The 18,268-nt window shown below is 59.5% G+C and carries 20 protein-coding genes; 14 read left to right on the forward strand and 6 right to left on the reverse strand.

The features are described from left to right. Positions 1-171: 171 nt before the first annotated feature. The 9 genes from rplM to INT12_RS07515 all read left to right on the forward strand — a co-directional run bounded on the left by rplM (position 172) and on the right by INT12_RS07515 (position 7,282). Positions 172-600, forward strand: a complete 429-nt coding sequence (gene rplM / locus INT12_RS07475; protein ID WP_010568039.1) for a 50S ribosomal protein L13 — start codon at positions 172-174, stop codon at positions 598-600. 14 nt (positions 601-614) lie between these two features. Continuing rightward, positions 615-1,007 carry a 30S ribosomal protein S9 gene (rpsI, locus tag INT12_RS07480; RefSeq protein ID WP_003171743.1) on the forward strand — a complete coding sequence of 131 codons (393 nt, stop codon included), beginning with the start codon at positions 615-617 and terminating at the stop codon, positions 1,005-1,007. Between the two features lie 266 nt (positions 1,008-1,273). After that, positions 1,274-1,867, forward strand: coding sequence for a ubiquinol-cytochrome c reductase iron-sulfur subunit (gene petA, locus INT12_RS07485; RefSeq protein ID WP_026139825.1), 594 nt, complete (start codon positions 1,274-1,276; stop codon positions 1,865-1,867). Then, positions 1,867-3,078, forward strand: coding sequence for a cytochrome b (locus INT12_RS07490; RefSeq protein ID WP_017845421.1), 1,212 nt, complete (start codon positions 1,867-1,869; stop codon positions 3,076-3,078). The genes petA and INT12_RS07490 overlap by 1 nt, the downstream gene beginning before the upstream one ends. Next, on the forward strand, positions 3,078-3,857 hold the full coding sequence (locus INT12_RS07495; protein WP_017845420.1) for a cytochrome c1: 780 nt from the start codon (positions 3,078-3,080) through the stop codon (positions 3,855-3,857). Before INT12_RS07490 ends, INT12_RS07495 begins: the two co-directional genes overlap by 1 nt. Positions 3,858-4,003: 146 nt before the next feature. Then, entirely contained in the window at positions 4,004-4,621 is a 618-nt protein-coding gene (locus INT12_RS07500; RefSeq protein ID WP_010568030.1) for a glutathione S-transferase N-terminal domain-containing protein, read from the forward strand. A 17-nt stretch (positions 4,622-4,638) separates the two neighbouring features. Beyond that, positions 4,639-5,058, forward strand: coding sequence for a ClpXP protease specificity-enhancing factor (locus INT12_RS07505; RefSeq protein WP_017845419.1), 420 nt, complete (start codon positions 4,639-4,641; stop codon positions 5,056-5,058). Between the two features lie 156 nt (positions 5,059-5,214). Then, complete coding sequence (locus INT12_RS07510; RefSeq protein WP_026139890.1) at positions 5,215-6,420, forward strand: ISL3 family transposase; 1,206 nt, start codon at positions 5,215-5,217, stop codon at positions 6,418-6,420. Between the two features lie 112 nt (positions 6,421-6,532). Beyond that, positions 6,533-7,282 (forward strand): FadR/GntR family transcriptional regulator, encoded by a 750-nt coding sequence (locus INT12_RS07515; protein ID WP_017845418.1) that lies wholly within the window; start codon positions 6,533-6,535, stop codon positions 7,280-7,282. Here INT12_RS07515 and INT12_RS07520 read toward each other — a convergent pair. From INT12_RS07520 to INT12_RS07530, 3 genes are all read right to left on the reverse strand, one after another. After that, positions 7,279-7,473 (reverse strand): hypothetical protein, encoded by a 195-nt coding sequence (locus tag INT12_RS07520; protein ID WP_032804233.1) that lies wholly within the window; start codon positions 7,471-7,473, stop codon positions 7,279-7,281. The genes INT12_RS07515 and INT12_RS07520 overlap by 4 nt on opposite strands. Before the next feature lie 139 nt (positions 7,474-7,612). Beyond that, positions 7,613-7,975 carry a hypothetical protein gene (locus INT12_RS07525; RefSeq protein WP_193040875.1) on the reverse strand — a complete coding sequence of 121 codons (363 nt, stop codon included), beginning with the start codon at positions 7,973-7,975 and terminating at the stop codon, positions 7,613-7,615. 114 nt (positions 7,976-8,089) lie between these two features. Beyond that, on the reverse strand, positions 8,090-9,262 hold the full coding sequence (locus INT12_RS07530) for a phospholipase (protein WP_193040874.1): 1,173 nt from the start codon (positions 9,260-9,262) through the stop codon (positions 8,090-8,092). 223 nt (positions 9,263-9,485) lie between these two features. Here INT12_RS07530 and kdgD point away from each other — a divergent pair, with 223 nt between their 5' ends. The 5 genes from kdgD (at position 9,486) to INT12_RS07555 (ending at position 16,322) form a co-directional block, all read left to right on the forward strand. Next, positions 9,486-10,397, forward strand: a complete 912-nt coding sequence (gene kdgD, locus INT12_RS07535) for a 5-dehydro-4-deoxyglucarate dehydratase (protein ID WP_017845414.1) — start codon at positions 9,486-9,488, stop codon at positions 10,395-10,397. Between the two features lie 54 nt (positions 10,398-10,451). Next, the gene (locus tag INT12_RS07540; RefSeq protein WP_193058806.1) at positions 10,452-11,897 is read left to right on the forward strand and encodes an aldehyde dehydrogenase family protein; all 1,446 of its coding nucleotides are present in this window, start codon (positions 10,452-10,454) and stop codon (positions 11,895-11,897) included. Between the two features lie 315 nt (positions 11,898-12,212). Further along, positions 12,213-13,577 (forward strand): MFS transporter, encoded by a 1,365-nt coding sequence (locus INT12_RS07545; RefSeq protein WP_046384693.1) that lies wholly within the window; start codon positions 12,213-12,215, stop codon positions 13,575-13,577. A gap of 12 nt (positions 13,578-13,589) precedes the next feature. Then, positions 13,590-15,143, forward strand: a complete 1,554-nt coding sequence (gene garD / locus INT12_RS07550) for a galactarate dehydratase (RefSeq protein WP_193040872.1) — start codon at positions 13,590-13,592, stop codon at positions 15,141-15,143. Between the two features lie 237 nt (positions 15,144-15,380). Beyond that, complete coding sequence (locus INT12_RS07555; protein ID WP_193040871.1) at positions 15,381-16,322, forward strand: AEC family transporter; 942 nt, start codon at positions 15,381-15,383, stop codon at positions 16,320-16,322. 27 nt (positions 16,323-16,349) lie between these two features. Here INT12_RS07555 and INT12_RS07560 read toward each other — a convergent pair whose 3' ends face one another. From INT12_RS07560 to INT12_RS07570, 3 genes are read right to left on the reverse strand one after another with little or no spacing between them, the layout of a single operon-like run. Then, positions 16,350-16,733, reverse strand: a complete 384-nt coding sequence (locus INT12_RS07560; RefSeq protein WP_017845409.1) for a carboxymuconolactone decarboxylase family protein — start codon at positions 16,731-16,733, stop codon at positions 16,350-16,352. Beyond that, positions 16,730-17,776: a calcium/sodium antiporter gene (locus INT12_RS07565; protein ID WP_017845408.1), complete on the reverse strand. Its 1,047-nt coding sequence runs from the start codon at positions 17,774-17,776 to the stop codon at positions 16,730-16,732. The genes INT12_RS07560 and INT12_RS07565 overlap by 4 nt, the downstream gene beginning before the upstream one ends. A 58-nt stretch (positions 17,777-17,834) precedes the next feature. After that, positions 17,835-18,206, reverse strand: a complete 372-nt coding sequence (locus INT12_RS07570; protein WP_026139824.1) for a septal ring lytic transglycosylase RlpA family protein — start codon at positions 18,204-18,206, stop codon at positions 17,835-17,837. Between the last annotated feature and the right edge of the window lie 62 nt (positions 18,207-18,268).

The following is an 18,268-nucleotide window of genomic DNA, read 5'->3' on the forward strand; positions in this document are numbered from 1 at the left end:
TCTGCAGTGGAAGTGATGCGCCGCCTGCCGAAGAATCTTGCCGTTGAACGGACGCGCCGACCCGAGCCCCCGATAGCGTCTGTATCCGGCTGCCTTTGACTTGTCAAAGTACGCACTATTCAGTAAGATCCGCCGTCTAATTTACAGGGCGGCCCCTGAGGCTATTAAAGAATGACAACTTTTACTGCAAAACCGGAAACAGTTCAGCGCGACTGGTTTGTCGTCGACGCCGCTGGTCAGACTCTGGGTCGTCTGGCCACTGAAGTCGCCAGCCGTCTGCGTGGCAAGCACAAGCCTGAATACACCCCTCACGTTGACACCGGTGACTACATCGTGATCATCAACGCTGAGCAGGTACGTGTTACCGGCAACAAAGCGCAAGACAAAATGTACTACCGTCACTCCGGTTTCCCAGGCGGCATCAAGTCTTCCAATTTCGAAGGTCTGATCGCCAAGAAGCCTGAGGCCCCGATTGAAATCGCGGTTAAAGGCATGCTGCCGAAGGGCCCACTGGGTCGCGATATGTTTCGCAAGCTGAAAGTCTATGCGGGCGCTGCTCACCCTCATGCTGCTCAGCAGCCCCAAGAACTGAAGTTTTAACGGAATAGTTCATTATGTCGGCGACTCAAAATTACGGCACTGGCCGTCGCAAAACCGCAACCGCACGCGTTTTCCTGCGTCCGGGCACTGGTAACATCTCGATCAACAACCGCACTCTGGACAACTTCTTCGGCCGCGAAACTGCCCGCATGGTAGTTCGTCAGCCGCTGGAGTTGACCGAGACTGTTGAAAAGTTCGACATCTACGTCACCGTTATCGGTGGCGGTGTAAGTGGTCAAGCTGGCGCAATCCGCCACGGTATCACTCGCGCTCTGATGCAGTACGACGAAACCCTGCGTGGCGCTCTGCGCAAAGCTGGCTTCGTGACTCGTGATGCTCGTGAAGTTGAACGTAAGAAAGTCGGTCTGCGTAAAGCGCGTAAGCGTCCGCAGTACTCGAAGCGTTAATTCGCTTTACGTTGCACAAAAACGCCCAGCCTCCTTACGGAGCTGGGCGTTTTTTATTGCCTGCTATTTATGCATAAATTTCGGCGTGACAACTTGCCACAGCCGTAGACCCCCTATACTACAAGGCTTGGAGCTGGAGCTCCGGGTAATTCCCTTGTCAGGGGTGGGGCTTTTCATTACCATTCGGCAAAATTTTTATAAGTTCAGATTTAATACTTAGTAGACGCCTGATTTAACAGGCCAAAAAGCTGATGGGAGAGGACTGAATGAGCAATGACGGCGTGAATGCAGGCCGGCGTCGCTTCTTGGTAGCAGCCACATCCGTGGTGGGTGCTGCAGGAGCGGTGGGGGCTGCGGTCCCGTTCGTGGGGTCATGGTTTCCCAGTGCCAAGGCGAAAGCCGCAGGTGCACCGGTGAAGGTGAATATCAGCAAGATCGAGCCAGGCCAGCAGATGATTGCTGAGTGGCGCGGTCAGCCGGTCTTCATTGTTCGTCGAACGGAGGAAATCCTGGGAAATCTGAAAAAGATCGAAGGCCAGTTGTCTGACCCCAAATCTGAGTTTTCCGACCAACCCGCCTACGCCAAAAACGAAGCACGTTCGATCAAGCCAGAGATTCTGCTGCTGGTCGGGCTGTGTACCCACCTGGGATGCTCACCTACTTTCCGCCCTGAAGTGGCGCCGGTCGACCTGGGCAAAGATTGGGTCGGCGGCTATTTCTGCCCCTGCCACGGTTCGCACTACGACCTGGCCGGACGCGTCTACAAGTCGCAACCTGCTCCACTGAACCTACCCGTGCCTCCGCATAACTACGAATCTAACGACATCATTGTCATTGGCCTCGACAAGGAGAACGCGTGATGAGTAAGTTCATGGATTGGGTGGATGCGCGCTTCCCCGCCACCAAAATGTGGGAAGACCATCTCAGCAAGTATTACGCGCCAAAAAACTTCAACTTCTTCTACTTCTTCGGCTCCCTGGCACTGCTGGTGCTGGTCAACCAGATCGTCACCGGCGTCTGGCTGACCATGAGCTACACCCCTTCGGCGGAGGAGGCATTCGCTTCCGTCGAATACATCATGCGTGACGTCGAGTACGGCTCGATCCTGCGCCTGTTGCACTCCACCGGCGCCTCGGCGTTCTTCATCGTGGTCTACCTGCATATGTTCCGTGGTTTGCTCTACGGTTCGTACCAGAAGCCTCGTGAGCTGGTGTGGGTGTTCGGCATGCTGATCTACCTGGCGCTGATGGCTGAAGCCTTCATGGGCTACCTGCTGCCGTGGGGCCAGATGTCGTACTGGGGCGCCCAGGTGATCATCTCGCTGTTCGGTGCGATCCCGGTGATCGGCAACGACCTGACGCAGTGGATCCGTGGTGACTACCTGATCTCGGGCATCACCCTGAACCGCTTCTTCGCCTTGCACGTAGTGGCCTTGCCGATCGTGATTCTCGGCCTGGTGGTGCTGCACATCCTGGCGCTGCACGAAGTGGGTTCCAACAACCCCGACGGTGTGGACATCAAGAAGCACAAGGACGAGAACGGCATCCCGCTGGATGGCATCCCGTTCCACCCGTACTACACCGTGAAAGACATTGTCGGTGTCGTCGTGTTCCTGTTCGTGTTCTGCTCGATCGTGTTCTTTTTCCCGGAGATGGGTGGTTATTTCCTGGAAAAACCTAACTTCGAACAGGCCAACGCCTTCAAGACACCTGTGCATATTGCCCCGGTCTGGTACTTCACGCCGTTCTACGCGATCTTGCGGGCGATCCCCGACAAGCTCATGGGCGTAATCGCCATGGGTGCGGCCATCGCGGTGCTGTTCGTGCTGCCTTGGCTCGACCGAAGCCCGGTCAAGTCCATGCGCTACAAGGGCTGGCTGAGCAAGATCTGGCTGTGGGTGTTCTGCATTGCGTTCGTGATCCTGGGTGTGCTGGGCGTCCTGGCGCCAACCCCTGAGCGCACGTTGCTGTCGCAGGTCTGCACCTTCCTGTACTTCGCCTACTTCATTCTGATGCCGTTCTATACCCGGCTAGAGAAGACCAAACCGGTTCCGGAAAGGGTGACTGGCTGATGAAAAAATTATTCGTTGCATTGATGCTTGCGGCGCTGCCGCTACTGTCCTTCGCTGCCGAGCAAGGCCCTGAGTTGGAAAAAGTCGCTATCGACGTGTCTGACAAAGCGGCCATGCAGGACGGCGCACGCACGTTCGCCAACTATTGCATGGGTTGCCACAGCGCCAAGTTCCAGCGTTACGAGCGTGTTGCCGATGACCTGGGCATCCCGCACGAGGTGATGCTCGACAAGCTGGTGTTCACCGGCGCCAAGATTGGCGACCACATGAATATCGGCATGCAGCCAGCGGACGCCAAGAACTGGTTCGGCGCTGCGCCGCCCGACCTGACTTTGGTGGCGCGGGTTCGCGGTACCGATTGGCTCTACGGCTACCTGAAATCCTTCTACGAAGACCCTGCGCGTCCATGGGGCGTGAACAACGTGGTGTTCCCGAACGTCGGTATGCCTAACGTTCTGGTCGGCCTGCAGGGTCGCCAAGTGATAGGATGCAAGCAGGTTCAGGTAGTCGAGGGCGGCAAGAAGCAATTTGACCCGTTGACCGGCACGCCGCTGACACATGAAGCGTGCGATCAACTGACCATCGTGCCCAAGTCCGGCGCGCTGAACGAAGAGCAGTTCGACGAGAAGGTCAAGAATCTCGTGACCTTCCTGGCCTACTCGGCCAACCCGGTCAAACTGCAGCACCAGCGCATTGGTACGTATGTCTTGCTGTACCTGGCTTTCTTCTTCGTATTCGCTTATCTGCTCAAGCGCGAATACTGGAAGGATGTGCATTGATCCAACCGTAAGCAATTGCTGTTAATCTTGCGCGCCCAGCGGCATCTCTAACCCGTAGCGACCTGGTCATCAGGTACTACTGAGATGCTCTCTGGGCGCGCTCGTTTTTGAGCTTTCGATAATTTCAACAAGCGAGGAGGACCGCCATGGGCGTGACCAATCGGTTGGCCTGTTACTCCGACCCCGCCGACCACTATTCCCACCGAGTACGCATCGTGCTCGCAGAGAAGGGTGTCAGCGCCGAGATCATCAGTGTGGAGGTGGGTCGTCACCCGCCGAAGCTGATCGAAGTGAACCCTTACGGCAGCTTGCCCACCCTGGTCGATCGTGACCTGGCGTTGTGGGAGTCAACCGTGGTGATGGAATATCTGGATGAGCGTTACCCGCATCCGCCTTTGCTGCCGGTGTACCCGGTGGCGCGTGCCAACAGCCGCCTGCTGATCCATCGGATTCAGCGCGACTGGTGCGGGCTGGTGGATTTGATTCTGGATTCGCGCAGCAAAGAGGCGGCCCGTGTCGTGGCGCGCAAGGAATTGCGCGAGAGCCTGACGGGCGTTTCGCCATTGTTCGCCGACAAGCCTTTTTTCCTCAGTGAGGAACAAAGCCTGGTGGATTGCTGCCTATTACCCATACTCTGGCGCTTGCCGATTATGGGCATTGAACTGCCGCGGCCGGCCAAGCCGCTGCTTGATTACATGGAGCGCCAGTTTGCGCGTGAGGCTTTCCAGGCGAGTCTGTCTGGTGTCGAACGCGATATGCGCTAAGGCTTAAGGAGCCGTTGATGAACTCCAGTCGACCCTACCTGGTTCGCGCGCTCTATGAGTGGATTGTGGACAACGATTGCACCCCGCACATGCTGGTCAATTCCGAGTTTCCTGCGGTTCAGGTTCCGCAGGGTTTTGCCAGCGACGGGCAGATTGTGCTGAACGTATCGCCCAGCGCAGTGCGCCACCTGCACATGGACAACGAGGCAGTCAGCTTCGAAGGGCGTTTCGGCGGTGTGCCGCATACGCTGTACGTGCCGATTGGCGCCATCCTCGGGATCTACGCCCGGGAAAATGGCCAAGGCATGGTGTTCGATCTGGAGTCGCCTTTCGAGGATGACGAAGCGATCGACGGGGAAGATGGCGATGATGTGCCGCCACCGGATACCGAGCCACCGCGTCCAAGCGGCCGGCCGAGTCTGAAAGTGGTGAAGTAAGCGGCTTTTGCCTTCGGGCGCGGCTGAAAAATGCCTCGGCGGTTGCCGGGGCATTTTTTTGGTTCTTCACGGAATCCCGGGAAACACAGAAACAAGAACGCCGATTTGATGGATGATGTTCGTGCGAGCAAACACATCTAAAAAACCGGCGTTCTTATGCGCAATATTAATACTTTCCTTCCTTTTTGGGAGGGCTTTTCTGTCGTTGCGATCAAACCTGACGGCGATGCCCTTCAAATCGATCTGATCCCCCAGGCCACGCGATTTCCCACCTGTGGTGGCTGCCAAAAGCTCTGTTCAACAACTCATGAGTACTGCGATCGAGTCGTGCGTGACTTGCCGATTCTCGGTCGCGCAGTCCGCCTCAACGTGCAGCTCAGGCGTGTTAGTTGCCGTGATTGTGGCAAGCGCATGGAGGTCGTCAGTTGGCTGGATCGCTATGCCCGCATGACGCGCCGGCTGGCAGAGGCCGTTATTCAAGCCTGCGAACGCCTTCCTACACTGCATGTTGCGCAAATGTTCGGGCTGCACTGGGACACCGTTCGGTTGCTGGAGCGGCGCGCTCTGCAAGCGGCGTTGAGTGCCTTACCCAAGGCCCAACCACGGCGCTTGATAATGGACGAGTTCGCGTTATTCAAAGGTCATCGCTACGCCAGCGTGGTGTTGGACGCTGATACTCGGCGAGTGCTTTGGATCGGCGAAGGCCGTAGCCGAGCGGCAGTCAGACCGTTTTTCGAAGAGCTGGGGCCAGAAGGGTGCGCCCGAATTGAAGCGGTAGCGATGGACATGAACACGGCTTATGACCTGGAGGTTCGCCAACACTGCCCAAAAGCACGAGTGATTTATGACCTTTTCCATGTGGTCGCCAAATATGGCCGAGAAGTGATTGATCGTGTTCGCGTTGACGAGGCGAACCGATTGCGCCATGACAAGCCCGCTCGAAAGATCATAAAGCAAGCGCGATGGTTGCTATTGCGTAACCCGGAGAACCTGAAAAAGCCGGAACAGCAGGTTCATTTACAGGATCTGCTGGCCGCTAACCAATCGTTAATGACGGTCTACTTGATGAAGGCCGAGCTCAAAATGCTCTGGGCGCCGAGCGATGCCTGGGACTGGAGATCAGCCTGGAAGCAGTGGCTGCGTCACGCTCAAGAAAGCGAAATACCCGCACTGATCCAGTTCGCAAAGCGACTAAAGGGCTACTGGCGGGGCATCGTGAGCCGGGTACGCTGGCCAATGCACACTGGTCAGTTGGAAGGAATAAACAATCGAATAAAGGTCATCAAACGAATGGCGTACGGTTACCGGGACAGCGAATTCTTTTTCATGAAGATCAAGAGCGTCTTTCCCGGCAATCCGTGAAGAACCATTTTTTTGCCTGGCCGTTGTAGATGAAAGTCATGCCTGGAACGGTGATCGTACAACCGCCATGGGCTATGATGCCTGTTCAGTTCACCAAGAAAGATGACCCAACATGGAAAACACCAACACCGCCCCTCGTCTTCCCCGCAAGCGCCGCAGCCTTGCCCAGGAATTGGTCACGGTGTTGTCCGAGCAGATCCGCGACGGCCAACTCAAGCGTGGCGACAAACTGCCTACCGAATCGGCGATCATGGACGCCCATGGCGTCAGCCGCACGGTGGTGCGTGAAGCCATCTCGCGCTTGCAGGCGGCGGGGCAAGTGGAAACCCGCCACGGTATCGGCACTTTTGTCTTGGATACGCCAAGCCCCAGCGGTTTCCGCATTGACCCGGCCACCATCGTGACCCTGCGCGATGTGCTGGCGATCCTGGAACTGCGTATCAGCCTGGAAGTGGAATCCGCGGGCCTGGCCGCGCTGCGCCGCAGCGACGAACAACTGGCCGGCATGCGTGCCGCCCTCGACGCCTTGAATGAAAGCGCCGCCCATGCTGGCGATGCGGTGGCGTCGGACTTCCAGTTCCACCTGCAGATTGCCCTGTCCACCGGCAACCGCTACTTCACCGACATCATGACGCACCTGGGCACCAGCATCATTCCGCGTACCCGCCTGAACTCGGCACGCCTGGCCCAGGATGACCAGCAGCACTACATGAAACGCTTGAGCCGCGAGCACGAAGAAATCTACGAAGCGATCGCGCGCCAGGATTCGGATGCGGCGCGGGCGGCGATGCGCTTGCATTTGACCAACAGTCGCGAGCGGCTGCGCCATGCTCACGAAGAAGCAGAGGCGCAGCGGGGTTAAGGGTAGGTCACGACCTCAAGTGCCACATCAGTGATGGGCTCGTTAAGATCGAACGGGACGGTGAGGAATCGTTTAACTACCTCGTATTGGGTAGCGGCACCTTCAAATTCGAGAATATCTCCTTTGTAAATCACGCCATCAAAGGTGATCTGCTTTTTTTTGCCGTCCGGCATATTGAGCTCGTATTTCATGGTCTTCACACGCCAGTGTTGGAGGGTGGAGTGTTGCTTTATCTGCATGCGCAAACGGCCGTGAATACCGGTCCAGATACGTCCCCAGGGCAGGTCTGGTGCCTGCGACGAGAGCGATGCGGTGCGGATAAGCGCTGTGTCACTGCGAGACCGTTATCATCAACGGCTTAGAATAGAACCTTCCCGATTCGCTGTTTATCGCGTATCGCACCTGCACCGTTTGGTTGACGAATGTCTTCAAGTCATCGGCAGCGATATCGAGCTTGAGATTCGACTCCTTCACGTAATCTTCCTTGTTGGGGTCGTACTGTCCGGCGTTCTTTTCCTGCCCTTCGGCTTCCGGGGACTCGGGGTCCCGTCCTACGATGATAGATACCTGGGCGCTTGCGGAAACCTCATTGGGCTCGGGGATGGAAACCTCTATGCGTGCGCCGCTTGCCAGGCTCACTTGAGCCGGGCAAGAAGCGTCGCCGCCGACAAGGCTCGGGGCTTTAATGGCCATGATTGAGTGCTCCTTTGCACAGAAGCCAGAGAGCCTGGCTCCTATGCGGGGTTATCGCCCTCGTTGAAAATCGGCGTAACTGTTAGAAATCACAGTCACGACAAACGGTACGGCTCAAGCCGGCGTATTGGGTGTGTAGTCCTTCAGCAGCAAGTACGTACTCCACCCCCACCAATCAGCAGTCCAGTGTTTGTCGTTCAGGTCATTCACGTCCTTGCGTCGCAGCACCTTGTCGCCTTCCATCTTGAACAGCGGCGAAAAGTTATTCGCCGGGTTCTGTGCTGCATTCAGGTCCGGCACATGCAGCGGCGCCTTGAAGGTGGCCGGGGAGGGCGCGACACCGCTGATAAACGCGTCGAAGACCTCATCGGCCGACGCCTGCACGGCGCGTTTGACCTGCGCCCGGTTGGCCGCGTCGCCGGCGTCGAAATAGCGTTTATCGCCGTAGGCATGCCATTCGTCACCGACTGCATTGCGCACCTTGAGCCCGAACTTGCTGTCTTCATCGTGCATGAAGCGGCTGATCAGCGAGCCCAGCTCCCCAGGCGTCACCACGGCGGCCAGCTGTTTGCGCGGCACGCGCAGGTGGCCGGCGGAAAACAGATCGGTCAAGAAGTGATCGGCAAAACTGTTCATCGCGTAGGCCAGCTCCAGCGCCTGGTCGGTGCCGCTTTGATGGGCGATGACGGCTTGTTGCAGCGCCGCCGTATGCCCGGCCAGGTAAGCCGACAACGCCCATTCGCCAAAGTGGTCGGCGTTGTCCGCCGCCAGCTTCAAGTAACGGCCCAGGGGGAACAGTGCCGAGACCGCGCTGCCGCCGCCGGTGATGCGGTTCCACTCTTCAGACAACGTATCTCCGAGCACAGCGTAGGCGTCGTGGGCGGATTTGCCGTCCTTGATCGGCTGGTTGACCGCGTTGATCTCCTTTTGCATCACCGCCAGGATCTTGTGTGCTTCCTCCCGTGACGCCGGCAGTCCTGCCAGTGAGTTGAATGCGGCGTTAAAGCGTTGCACGCGTTCGGCAGGCGAGGCGCCATCGCTGATGGGTTGGCCGGGGATGCCATAAAAGTCACCGCCCAGGGCAATCACTTGCCCGTAAGTCAGCGCCAGGCCGTTGGGCAGGTGCAGCTCGACGAGTCGGGCGGCAATCGCCGGGGCGTCTTTGGCGAAGCGCAACAGTGTGTCGTCGCCGATGGCAGTGTGTTCACCGCCTTCGAAACGCAGGGAGGGTAGGTTTTTTGCGGGTGCTGCGGGTGCTGCGGGTGCTGCGAGTTCAAGACCGGACATGTTAGCTCCTTGCTATGTCGTAGGAATCTTCCTTTATTGCTGTATGTATATACAGCTATTCGAGCATAGAGGAAAAAACTCCTACGTCAATGCGCTCTCTCTCAACAGGCGGTTCGATGAATTGCAGTTGACGAAATATTTTATAGTTGTACGATGACGTATGACATAAGCAAAACCAACAACAACCTTTCGCCAGAAAGTCTTTGCCCAGGGTGTTCGAATAATGAATCCACAAGAACTGAAGTCCATCCTCTCTCACGGTCTGCTGTCTTTTCCCGTGACCGATTTCAACGCCCAGGGTGATTTTCACCAGGCCGGCTATATCAAACGTCTGGAGTGGCTGGCCCCCTACGGCGCCACTGCGCTGTTCGCCGCCGGCGGCACCGGTGAGTTTTTCTCCCTCGCGGCCAGCGAATATTCCCAGGTTGTGAAGACCGCGGTGGATACCTGCGCCACCAGCGTGCCGATCCTCGCCGGTGTCGGCGGTTCGACCCGCCAGGCCATCGAATACGCTCAGGAAGCCGAGCGCCTCGGTGCCAAAGGCTTGCTGCTGCTCCCGCACTATTTGACCGAAGCCAGCCAGGACGGGGTTGCCGCCCACGTGGAAGCGGTGTGCAAGTCGGTCAAGATCGGCGTGGTGGTATACAACCGCAACGTCTGCCGCCTGACTGCGCCTTTGCTGGAGCGCCTGGCCGAACGTTGCCCGAACCTGATCGGCTACAAGGACGGCCTGGGTGACATTGAATTGATGGTGTCGATCCGCCGTCGTCTGGGCGACCGTTTCAGCTACCTGGGCGGCCTGCCGACTGCAGAGGTTTACGCCGCTGCCTACAAGGCCCTGGGCGTGCCGGTGTATTCCTCGGCGGTGTTCAACTTCATCCCGAAAACCGCGATGGATTTCTATCACGCCATCGCCCGCGACGATCACGCCACTGTCGGCAAGATCATCGATGACTTCTTCCTGCCGTACCTGGACATCCGTAACCGCAAGGCCGGCTACGCGGTGAGCATCGTCAAGGCGGGCGCCAAAATCGTCGGCTATGACGCCGGCCCGGTTCGCACGCCACTGACCGATCTGCTGCCGGAAGAATACGAAGCCCTGGCCGCGCTGATCGACAAGCAAGGCCCGCAATAACTTATCTATAAGGCCGCTGAGCAATCAGCGGCCTTTTGCGTCAGGAGAAGATTCGTGTCCCAAGCCAAACGTTTTGAAAACTACATCAACGGCCAATGGGTGGCTGGCGCTGATTATTGCGTCAACCTCAACCCGTCGGAGTTGTCCGATGTCATTGGCGAATATGCCAAGGCGGATGTCGTCCAGGTCAACGCTGCCATCGATGCCGCCCGCGCTGCGTTCCCGGCCTGGTCGATGTCCGGTATCCAGGCTCGCCACGACGCACTCGATAAAGTCGGCAGCGAAATCCTCGCCCGACGCGAAGAGCTCGGCACGCTGCTGGCTCGGGAAGAGGGCAAGACCCTGCCTGAAGCCATTGGCGAAGTGACCCGCGCCGGTAATATCTTCAAGTTCTTCGCCGGCGAGTGCCTGCGCCTGTCCGGCGACTACGTGCCGTCGGTGCGACCGGGCGTCAATGTCGAAGTCACCCGCGAAGCCCTCGGCGTGGTCGGCCTGATCACCCCGTGGAACTTCCCGATTGCCATCCCCGCGTGGAAAATCGCTCCGGCCCTGGCCTACGGCAACTGCGTGGTGATCAAGCCGGCGGAGCTGGTGCCGGGCTGTGCCTGGGCCCTGGCAGAAATCATCTCCCGCGCCGGTTTCCCCGCCGGTGTGTTCAACCTGGTGATGGGCAGCGGGCGGGTAGTGGGCGATGTGTTGGTCAACAGCCCGAAAGTCGACGGCATCAGCTTCACCGGTTCGGTCGGCGTCGGGCGTCAGATCGCGGTCAGTTGTGTCTCGCGCCAGGCCAAGGTGCAGTTGGAAATGGGCGGCAAGACCCCGCAGATCATTCTCGATGCCGCCGACCTCAAGCAAGCCGTCGAGCTGTCGGTACAGAGCGCGTTCTATTCCACCGGCCAGCGTTGCACCGCCTCCAGCCGCTTGATCGTCACCGCCGGTATTCACGATCAGTTCGTCGCGGCCATGGCCGAGCGCATGAAGTCGATCAAGGTCGGCCACGCGTTGAAAAGCGGCACCGACATCGGCCCGGTCGTCTCCCAGGCCCAGTTGGACCAAGACTTGAAATACATCGACATTGGCCAGAGCGAAGGTGCGCGGCTGGTGAGCGGTGGCGGCCTGGTGACCTGCGACACCGAAGGCTACTACCTGGCGCCGACGCTGTTCGCCGACAGCGAGGCGACCATGCGGATCAGCCGCGAAGAGATCTTCGGCCCGGTGGCCAACGTGGTGCGCGTGGCGGACTACGAGGCGGCGCTGGCCATGGCCAACGACACCGAGTTCGGTTTGTCGGCGGGCGTCGCCACCACCTCGCTGAAATACGCCAACCACTTCAAGCGCCACTCCCAGGCCGGGATGGTGATGGTCAACCTGCCGACTGCCGGCGTGGATTATCACGTTCCGTTCGGTGGCCGTAAAGGTTCATCCTATGGTTCGCGTGAGCAAGGTCGCTATGCGCAAGAGTTCTACACCGTGGTGAAAACCAGCTACATCGGTTCGTAACACTGTAGGAGCGAGCTTGCTCGCGAAAAATTTCAACGAATACGCAGGTATTCAGGGGGCACGCGGTGCCTTTGAGTTTTTCGTGAGCAAGGTCGCTATGCGCAAGAGTTCTACACCGTGGTGAAAACCAGCTACATCGGTTCGTAACACTGTAGGAGCGAGCTTGCTCGCGAAAAATTTCAACGAATACGCAGACATTCAGGGGGCACGCGGTGCCTTTGAGTTTTTCGCGAGCAAGCTCGCTCCTACAGGGGCGGCGTCCAGCAACACATAAATATCACCCGCAAAAAAAATAATTAGTGGGAGTACTTCTACATGCAAGCGACCAAGCCGACCCATGTCCGCTATTTGATCCTGCTCATGCTGTTCCTGGTGACCACGATCAACTATGCCGACCGGGCCACCATCGCAATTGCGGGTTCCAGCCTGCAAAAAGACCTCGGCATCGACGCGGTCACCCTCGGTTACATCTTCTCTGCATTCGGTTGGGCCTACGTGGCCGGGCAAATCCCCGGCGGCTGGCTGCTCGATCGGTTCGGCTCGAAAAAAGTCTATGCCCTGAGCATCTTCACCTGGTCACTGTTCACCATATTGCAAGGCTATGTCGGTGAGTTCGGTGTCTCCACGGCAGTCGTGGCGCTGTTCATGCTGCGCTTTATGGTGGGCCTGGCCGAAGCGCCATCCTTCCCGGGTAACGCGCGCATCGTGGCCGCCTGGTTCCCCACTGCCGAACGCGGCACGGCCTCGGCGATCTTCAACTCGGCGCAGTACTTCGCCACGGTGCTGTTCGCGCCGCTGATGGGCTGGATCGTCTACAGCTTCGGCTGGCAGCACGTGTTTATCGTGATGGGCGTGATCGGCGTCCTGTTCTCGCTGGTCTGGCTGAAAGTTATCCACAGCCCGCGCCAGCATCCGCTGATCAACGAAGCCGAGTTCAATCACATCGCGGCCAACGGTGCGATGGTCGATATGGACCAGGACAAGGGCAAGGGTAAGAAAACCGACGGTCCAAAGTGGGATTACATCCGCCAGTTGCTGACCAACCGCATGATGCTCGGCGTGTACCTGGGCCAGTACTGCATCAACGGCATCACCTACTTCTTCCTGACCTGGTTCCCGGTGTACCTGGTGCAGGACCGCGGCATGACCATTCTCAAGGCCGGGTTCATTGCCTCATTGCCGGCGATCTGCGGGTTTATCGGCGGTGTGTTGGGCGGGGTGATCTCCGACTACCTGCTGCGCAAAGGCCATTCCCTGACCTTCGCCCGCAAGGCGCCGATCATTGGCGGCCTGCTGATCTCCAGCAGCATCGTGGCCTGCAACTACGTGGATATCGAGTGGATGGTGGTGGGCTTCATGGCCTTGGCCTTCTTCGGCAAAGGCGTTGGCGCACTGGGTTGGGCGGTGGTGTCCGACACCTCGCCGAAACAGATCGCCGGGCTCAGTGGCGGCCTGTTCAACACCTTCGGTAACCTGGCGTCGATCACCACGCCGATTGTCATTGGTTACATCATCAGCACCACCGGTTCGTTCAAATGGGCGCTGGTGTTTGTCGGCGCGAACGCGCTGGTGGCCGTGTTCAGTTACCTGGTGATTGTCGGCCCGATCAAACGCGTGGTGCTCAAAGAGCCGCCAAGCCAAGGGCCTGAGTTGACCAACCTTACCCAAGCGCATTCCTGAAGGGGCCGTGTGATGCAGTTGATTGAACATGCTGACTCGCCGCGCTCGATTCGTTTGCACGAGCGCGACAACGTGGTGATCGTGGTCAATGACCAGGGTGTACCGGCCGGGACCGAGTTCCCGGACGGCCTGGTGACCGTGGATTTCATTCCGCAAAGCCACAAAGTGACCCTCGAAGATATCCCCGAAGGCGGTCGGATCATTCGCTACGGCCAAACCATCGGTTACGCCCTGGCGCCGATTCCACGCGGCAGTTGGGTGCAGGAAGATCAACTGCGCATGCCCACCGCGCCGCCGCTGGACAGCTTGCCGCTGTCCACCGAGGTGCCAGCGGCCCAGGCGCCGCTGGAAGGCTTTACCTTCGAGGGCTATCGCAATGCGGACGGCACCGTGGGCACGCGCAATATCCTCGGCATCACCACCACCGTGCAGTGCGTCACCGGTGTGCTGGACCATGCGGTCAAGCGCATCAAGGACGAGTTGCTGCCCAAGTACCCGCATGTCGATGACGTGGTGGCGCTGACCCACAGCTACGGCTGCGGGGTGGCGATCACCGCGACGGATGCGTATATCCCGATCCGCACCGTGCGCAACCTGGCGCGCAACCCGAACCTGGGGGGCGAAGCGCTGGTGATCAGCCTGGGCTGCGAGAAATTGCAGGCCGGGCAGGTGATGCACGACAACGACAGTTCCGTCGACCTGAGCGAGCCGTGGCTGTATCGCCTGCAGGATTCCAGCCACGGGTTTAGCGAGATGATCGAGCAGATCATGGCCCTGGCCGAGGTGCGCCTGAAGAAGCTCGACCAGCGCCGCCGGGAAACCGTGCCGGCGTCCGAGCTGATCCTGGGCATGCAGTGCGGCGGCAGTGATGCGTTTTCCGGCATCACCGCCAACCCGGCGCTGGGGTTCGCTTCGGACTTGTTGCTGCGAGCGGGGGCGACGGTGATGTTTTCCGAAGTCACTGAGGTGCGTGATGCCATCTACCTGCTGACTTCTCGTGCGCAAACCAAGGAAATCGCCGAGGAACTGGTACGGGAAATGGACTGGTACGACCGTTATCTGGCCAAGGGCGAGGCGGATCGCAGCGCCAATACCACGCCTGGGAACAAGAAGGGCGGGTTGTCGAACATTGTCGAGAAGTCCCTGGGCTCCATCGTCAAGTCCGGCAGCAGCGCGATCAACGGCGTGCTCGGCCCGGGTGAACGCTTCAAGGGCAAAGGCCTGATCTTTTGCGCCACTCCGGCCAGCGACTTCGTGTGCGGCACCTTGCAACTGGCGGCGGGGATGAACCTGCATGTGTTCACCACCGGGCGCGGCACGCCTTACGGACTGGCGATGGCGCCGGTGGTGAAGGTCTCGACCCGCACGGAGCTGGCGCAGCGCTGGCCGGACCTGATCGATATCGACGCCGGGCGCATCGCCACCGGGCGTGCGACCATTGAGGAGTTGGGGTGGGAGTTGTTCCACTTCTACCTGGATGTAGCCAGCGGCAGGAAGCAGACGTGGGCGGAGCAGCACAAGCTGCATAACGACATTACGTTGTTCAACCCGGCGCCGATTACTTGAGACCGAGTCGCCGTTATCGGGGGCAAGCCCCCTCCCACATAGGGTCTGCGGTGTTCATCCGTTGTGTGTCTGACGCAGATTCAGTGTGGGAGGGGCGGTGCGACGACTCGACTTGCCCCCGATAGCGGCGACCCTATGTGGGAGGGGGCTTGCCCCCGATAGCGGTCTATCAGGCGCCATTGGGCCGTATGGCTTATCATTAGCCCCCTAACGACGCCCACCAAGGTTCTCCCCGGCATGCTGGCTATCTTCCTCACCACCCTCACCATCACCGCGCCGGTGTTTGCCATGTTGTTCCTCGGTGTGCTGCTCAAGCGCATCAACTGGATCAACGACAGCTTTATCCACACGGCATCGTCCCTGGTGTTCAACGTCACCATGCCGGCGCTGCTGTTTCTCGGCGTCCTGCATGCCGACCTGCATTCGGCGCTCAAGCCGGGTTTGCTGATCTACTTCGCCGTCGCCACGCTGTTGAGCTTTGCCCTGGCCTGGGGCTGGGCGATTTTGCGCTGCAAGCGTGAAGACCGGGGCATCTACACCCAGGGTGCGTTTCGCGGCAACAACGGGGTGATCGGCCTGGCGCTGGCGGCCAGTATGTACGGTGATTACGGCATCTCCCTCGGCGCGATCCTCGCGGCGCTGGTGATCCTGTTCTACAACACGCTGTCGACCATTGTGCTGGCGGTGTACAGCCCGGTGATCAAGTCCGACCCGTGGAGCATCTGCAAAAGTGTGCTGGCCAACCCGCTGATCATCAGCGTGATTGCGGCCGCGCCGTTCGCCTATTTCCAGATCGGCTTGCCGGGCTGGCTGGAAAAATCCGCGCAGTACCTGGCCGACATGACGTTGCCGTTGGCGCTGATCTGCATCGGCGGCACCTTGTCGCTGGCGGCGTTGCGCAAGAGCGGCAACATGGCGCTGAGCGCGAGCTTGATGAAGATGGTCTGGCTGCCGGTGGTCGCCACCCTGGGGGCGTGGTTGCTCGGGTTTCGCGGGCCGGAACTGGGGATTCTGTTCCTGTACTTCGGCGCACCGACTGCAGCCGCGAGCTTCGTGATGGCCAGGGCGGCGCAGGGGAATCATGAGCTGGCGGCGGCGATTATCGTGATCACCACCTTGATGGCGGCGGTGACCACGAATATCGGGATTTTTGTGTTGCAGGCGGGCGGGTGGATCTGAGCTGTGCCGGTGATAGCTACCTGACCATCACTGCTTGTCCGCCTGATACGCCTCAATCACTTCCTGCGCCGCGCGAAACGCCTCGATCGCCGCCGGCACACCGGCATACACCGCGCAATGCAGCAGCGCTTCGCGGATCTCTTCGACGGTGCAGCCATTGTTCAGTGCGCCGCGTACATGGCCTTTGAGTTCCTGCGGGCACTTGAGCGCGGTGAGGGCGGCGAGGGTGATCAAGCTGCGCGTCTTCAGCGGCAAGCCTTCGCGGTTCCACACGCTGCCCCAGGCATGTTCGTTGACGAAGTCCTGCAGCGGCTGGGTGAATTCGGTGGCGTTGCCCAGGGCGCGGTCGACGAACGCATCGCCCATCACCTGACGACGCATTTCAACTCCGGGCTTTTTCTGATCGGTCATTGCGATTCCCTCTTGTGTTGGCGGCGCCAGGCTCGCAGCGTGCTGAACAACAGGAAAGCCACCAGCACTGGCAGGACGTAATACAGCATCAGTTGTTCAAGTTTGTTGGCCAGGCGCATGCCGGTGGTGAATGCCATCACATGCAGCCCATACGCCAGGTACAAGCCCAGCAGCACCAGGCCTTCGGCACGGGTCACGCGGTAGCCGGTATAAAACACCGGCAGGCACAACACCACCACGCCGAGCATCACCGGCAGGTCGAAATCCAGGGCATTGGGCGACACCGACAGCGGCGAGGGCGCGAGCAGGGCGGTCAGCCCCAGTACGCCCAGCAGGTTGAACAGGTTGCTGCCGATCACGTTACCCACGGCGATATCCCGCTGACCGCGCAGGGCCGCGATCAGCGAGGTGGCCAGGCACGGCAGTGAAGTGCCGACGCCGATCAGCGTCAAGCCGATGATGCGTTCCGACAGGCCCAGGTCGCTCGCCACATCCACCGCCGCACCCAGCAATAAATGCCCGGCCAGCACCAGCACCAGCAAGCCGCCGAACATCAGCAATACGCTGCTCAACCAGGGCGCCTTGGCCACCGTGTCCAGCGTGCGCGGGCGCCGTGAATGGCGGGTCTGGTAGTGCAGCACGCCGAGGTAGGCCAGCAGGGCCGCGAGCAGCAGCGAACCGTCGAGTGGTGTCAGTTCTTCATTGGCCGCCAGGGTAAACACCAGCAGGCCGGCGAGGATCATCACCGGGATATCCAGGCGCACCAGTTGCCGCGAGACCCGCAGCGGAATGATCAGCGCCGACAGGCCCAGGGTGACGAGGATGTTGAAAATGCTGCTGCCGATCACGCTGCCCACGGCAATGTCGGTATTGCCGGCGAGGGTGGCTTGCAGGCTGACGGTCATCTGCGGCGCACTGCTGCCGAAGGCGACGATCGTCAGGCCGATGATCAGCGGGCGGACCTTGAGGCTGGCAGCCAGGCGCACCGCGGCGCGCACCAGGATTTCGGCGCCAACGATCAGCAGCACCAGGCCGCTGATCAATTCGATCAGGCTCCAGGGCGAGAGGGCGGTTAATCCGAAAATGGCCAGGGCTCCGTCGTCAATTGCTCAGGGCTTGCACACGAACCCGTGCGGTGCCGCTGCTCAGCATGCCCAGTTGCGCGGCGGCCTGGCGCGACAGATCGATCAGCCGCCCACGGGTGTGCGGGCCGCGATCGTTGATGCGTACCACCACGGATTTGTCGGTATTGAGATTGGTCACCTTGACCTGCGTGCCGAAAGGCAGGCGCCGATGGGCGGCGGTCAGGGCGTTCTGGTTGAAAGGTTCACCGCTGGCGGTTTTTTTGCCATGGTGCTTGGCGCCGTAGTAAGACGCGGTGCCGGTTTCGTCGTAGCCGTTGGGGTCGATGAGGCTGCTGGCGCAACCGGCCAGCAAAGAGAACACGGCTAAAAGGCCAAGTAAGCGCTTCATTCAAGGTATCCCCTTATCAAATGTGGGAGGGGGCTTGCTCCCGATAGTGGTGTGTCAGTCAT

Origin of the sequence: Pseudomonas sp. K8 (genome assembly GCF_014889455.1) — a bacterium.
GTDB classification, from domain to species: Bacteria; Pseudomonadota; Gammaproteobacteria; order Pseudomonadales; family Pseudomonadaceae; genus Aquipseudomonas; species Aquipseudomonas veronii.

What these genes read in the sequence shown, in the direction of transcription:
- rplM (WP_010568039.1), top strand. Translation starts at nt 172, where the DNA reads ATGACAACTTTTACTGCAAAACCGGAAACAGTTCAGCGCGACTGGTTT.
- rpsI (WP_003171743.1), top strand. Translation starts at nt 615, where the DNA reads ATGTCGGCGACTCAAAATTACGGCACTGGCCGTCGCAAAACCGCAACC.
- petA (WP_026139825.1), top strand. Translation starts at nt 1,274, where the DNA reads ATGAGCAATGACGGCGTGAATGCAGGCCGGCGTCGCTTCTTGGTAGCA.
- INT12_RS07490 (WP_017845421.1), top strand. Translation starts at nt 1,867, where the DNA reads ATGAGTAAGTTCATGGATTGGGTGGATGCGCGCTTCCCCGCCACCAAA.
- INT12_RS07495 (WP_017845420.1), top strand. Translation starts at nt 3,078, where the DNA reads ATGAAAAAATTATTCGTTGCATTGATGCTTGCGGCGCTGCCGCTACTG.
- INT12_RS07500 (WP_010568030.1), top strand. Translation starts at nt 4,004, where the DNA reads ATGGGCGTGACCAATCGGTTGGCCTGTTACTCCGACCCCGCCGACCAC.
- INT12_RS07505 (WP_017845419.1), top strand. Translation starts at nt 4,639, where the DNA reads ATGAACTCCAGTCGACCCTACCTGGTTCGCGCGCTCTATGAGTGGATT.
- INT12_RS07510 (WP_026139890.1), top strand. Translation starts at nt 5,215, where the DNA reads ATGCGCAATATTAATACTTTCCTTCCTTTTTGGGAGGGCTTTTCTGTC.
- INT12_RS07515 (WP_017845418.1), top strand. Translation starts at nt 6,533, where the DNA reads ATGGAAAACACCAACACCGCCCCTCGTCTTCCCCGCAAGCGCCGCAGC.
- INT12_RS07520 (WP_032804233.1), bottom strand. Translation starts at nt 7,473, where the DNA reads ATGAAATACGAGCTCAATATGCCGGACGGCAAAAAAAAGCAGATCACC.
- INT12_RS07525 (WP_193040875.1), bottom strand. Translation starts at nt 7,975, where the DNA reads ATGGCCATTAAAGCCCCGAGCCTTGTCGGCGGCGACGCTTCTTGCCCG.
- INT12_RS07530 (WP_193040874.1), bottom strand. Translation starts at nt 9,262, where the DNA reads ATGTCCGGTCTTGAACTCGCAGCACCCGCAGCACCCGCAGCACCCGCA.
- kdgD (WP_017845414.1), top strand. Translation starts at nt 9,486, where the DNA reads ATGAATCCACAAGAACTGAAGTCCATCCTCTCTCACGGTCTGCTGTCT.
- INT12_RS07545 (WP_046384693.1), top strand. Translation starts at nt 12,213, where the DNA reads ATGCAAGCGACCAAGCCGACCCATGTCCGCTATTTGATCCTGCTCATG.
- garD (WP_193040872.1), top strand. Translation starts at nt 13,590, where the DNA reads ATGCAGTTGATTGAACATGCTGACTCGCCGCGCTCGATTCGTTTGCAC.
- INT12_RS07555 (WP_193040871.1), top strand. Translation starts at nt 15,381, where the DNA reads ATGCTGGCTATCTTCCTCACCACCCTCACCATCACCGCGCCGGTGTTT.
- INT12_RS07560 (WP_017845409.1), bottom strand. Translation starts at nt 16,733, where the DNA reads ATGACCGATCAGAAAAAGCCCGGAGTTGAAATGCGTCGTCAGGTGATG.
- INT12_RS07570 (WP_026139824.1), bottom strand. Translation starts at nt 18,206, where the DNA reads ATGAAGCGCTTACTTGGCCTTTTAGCCGTGTTCTCTTTGCTGGCCGGT.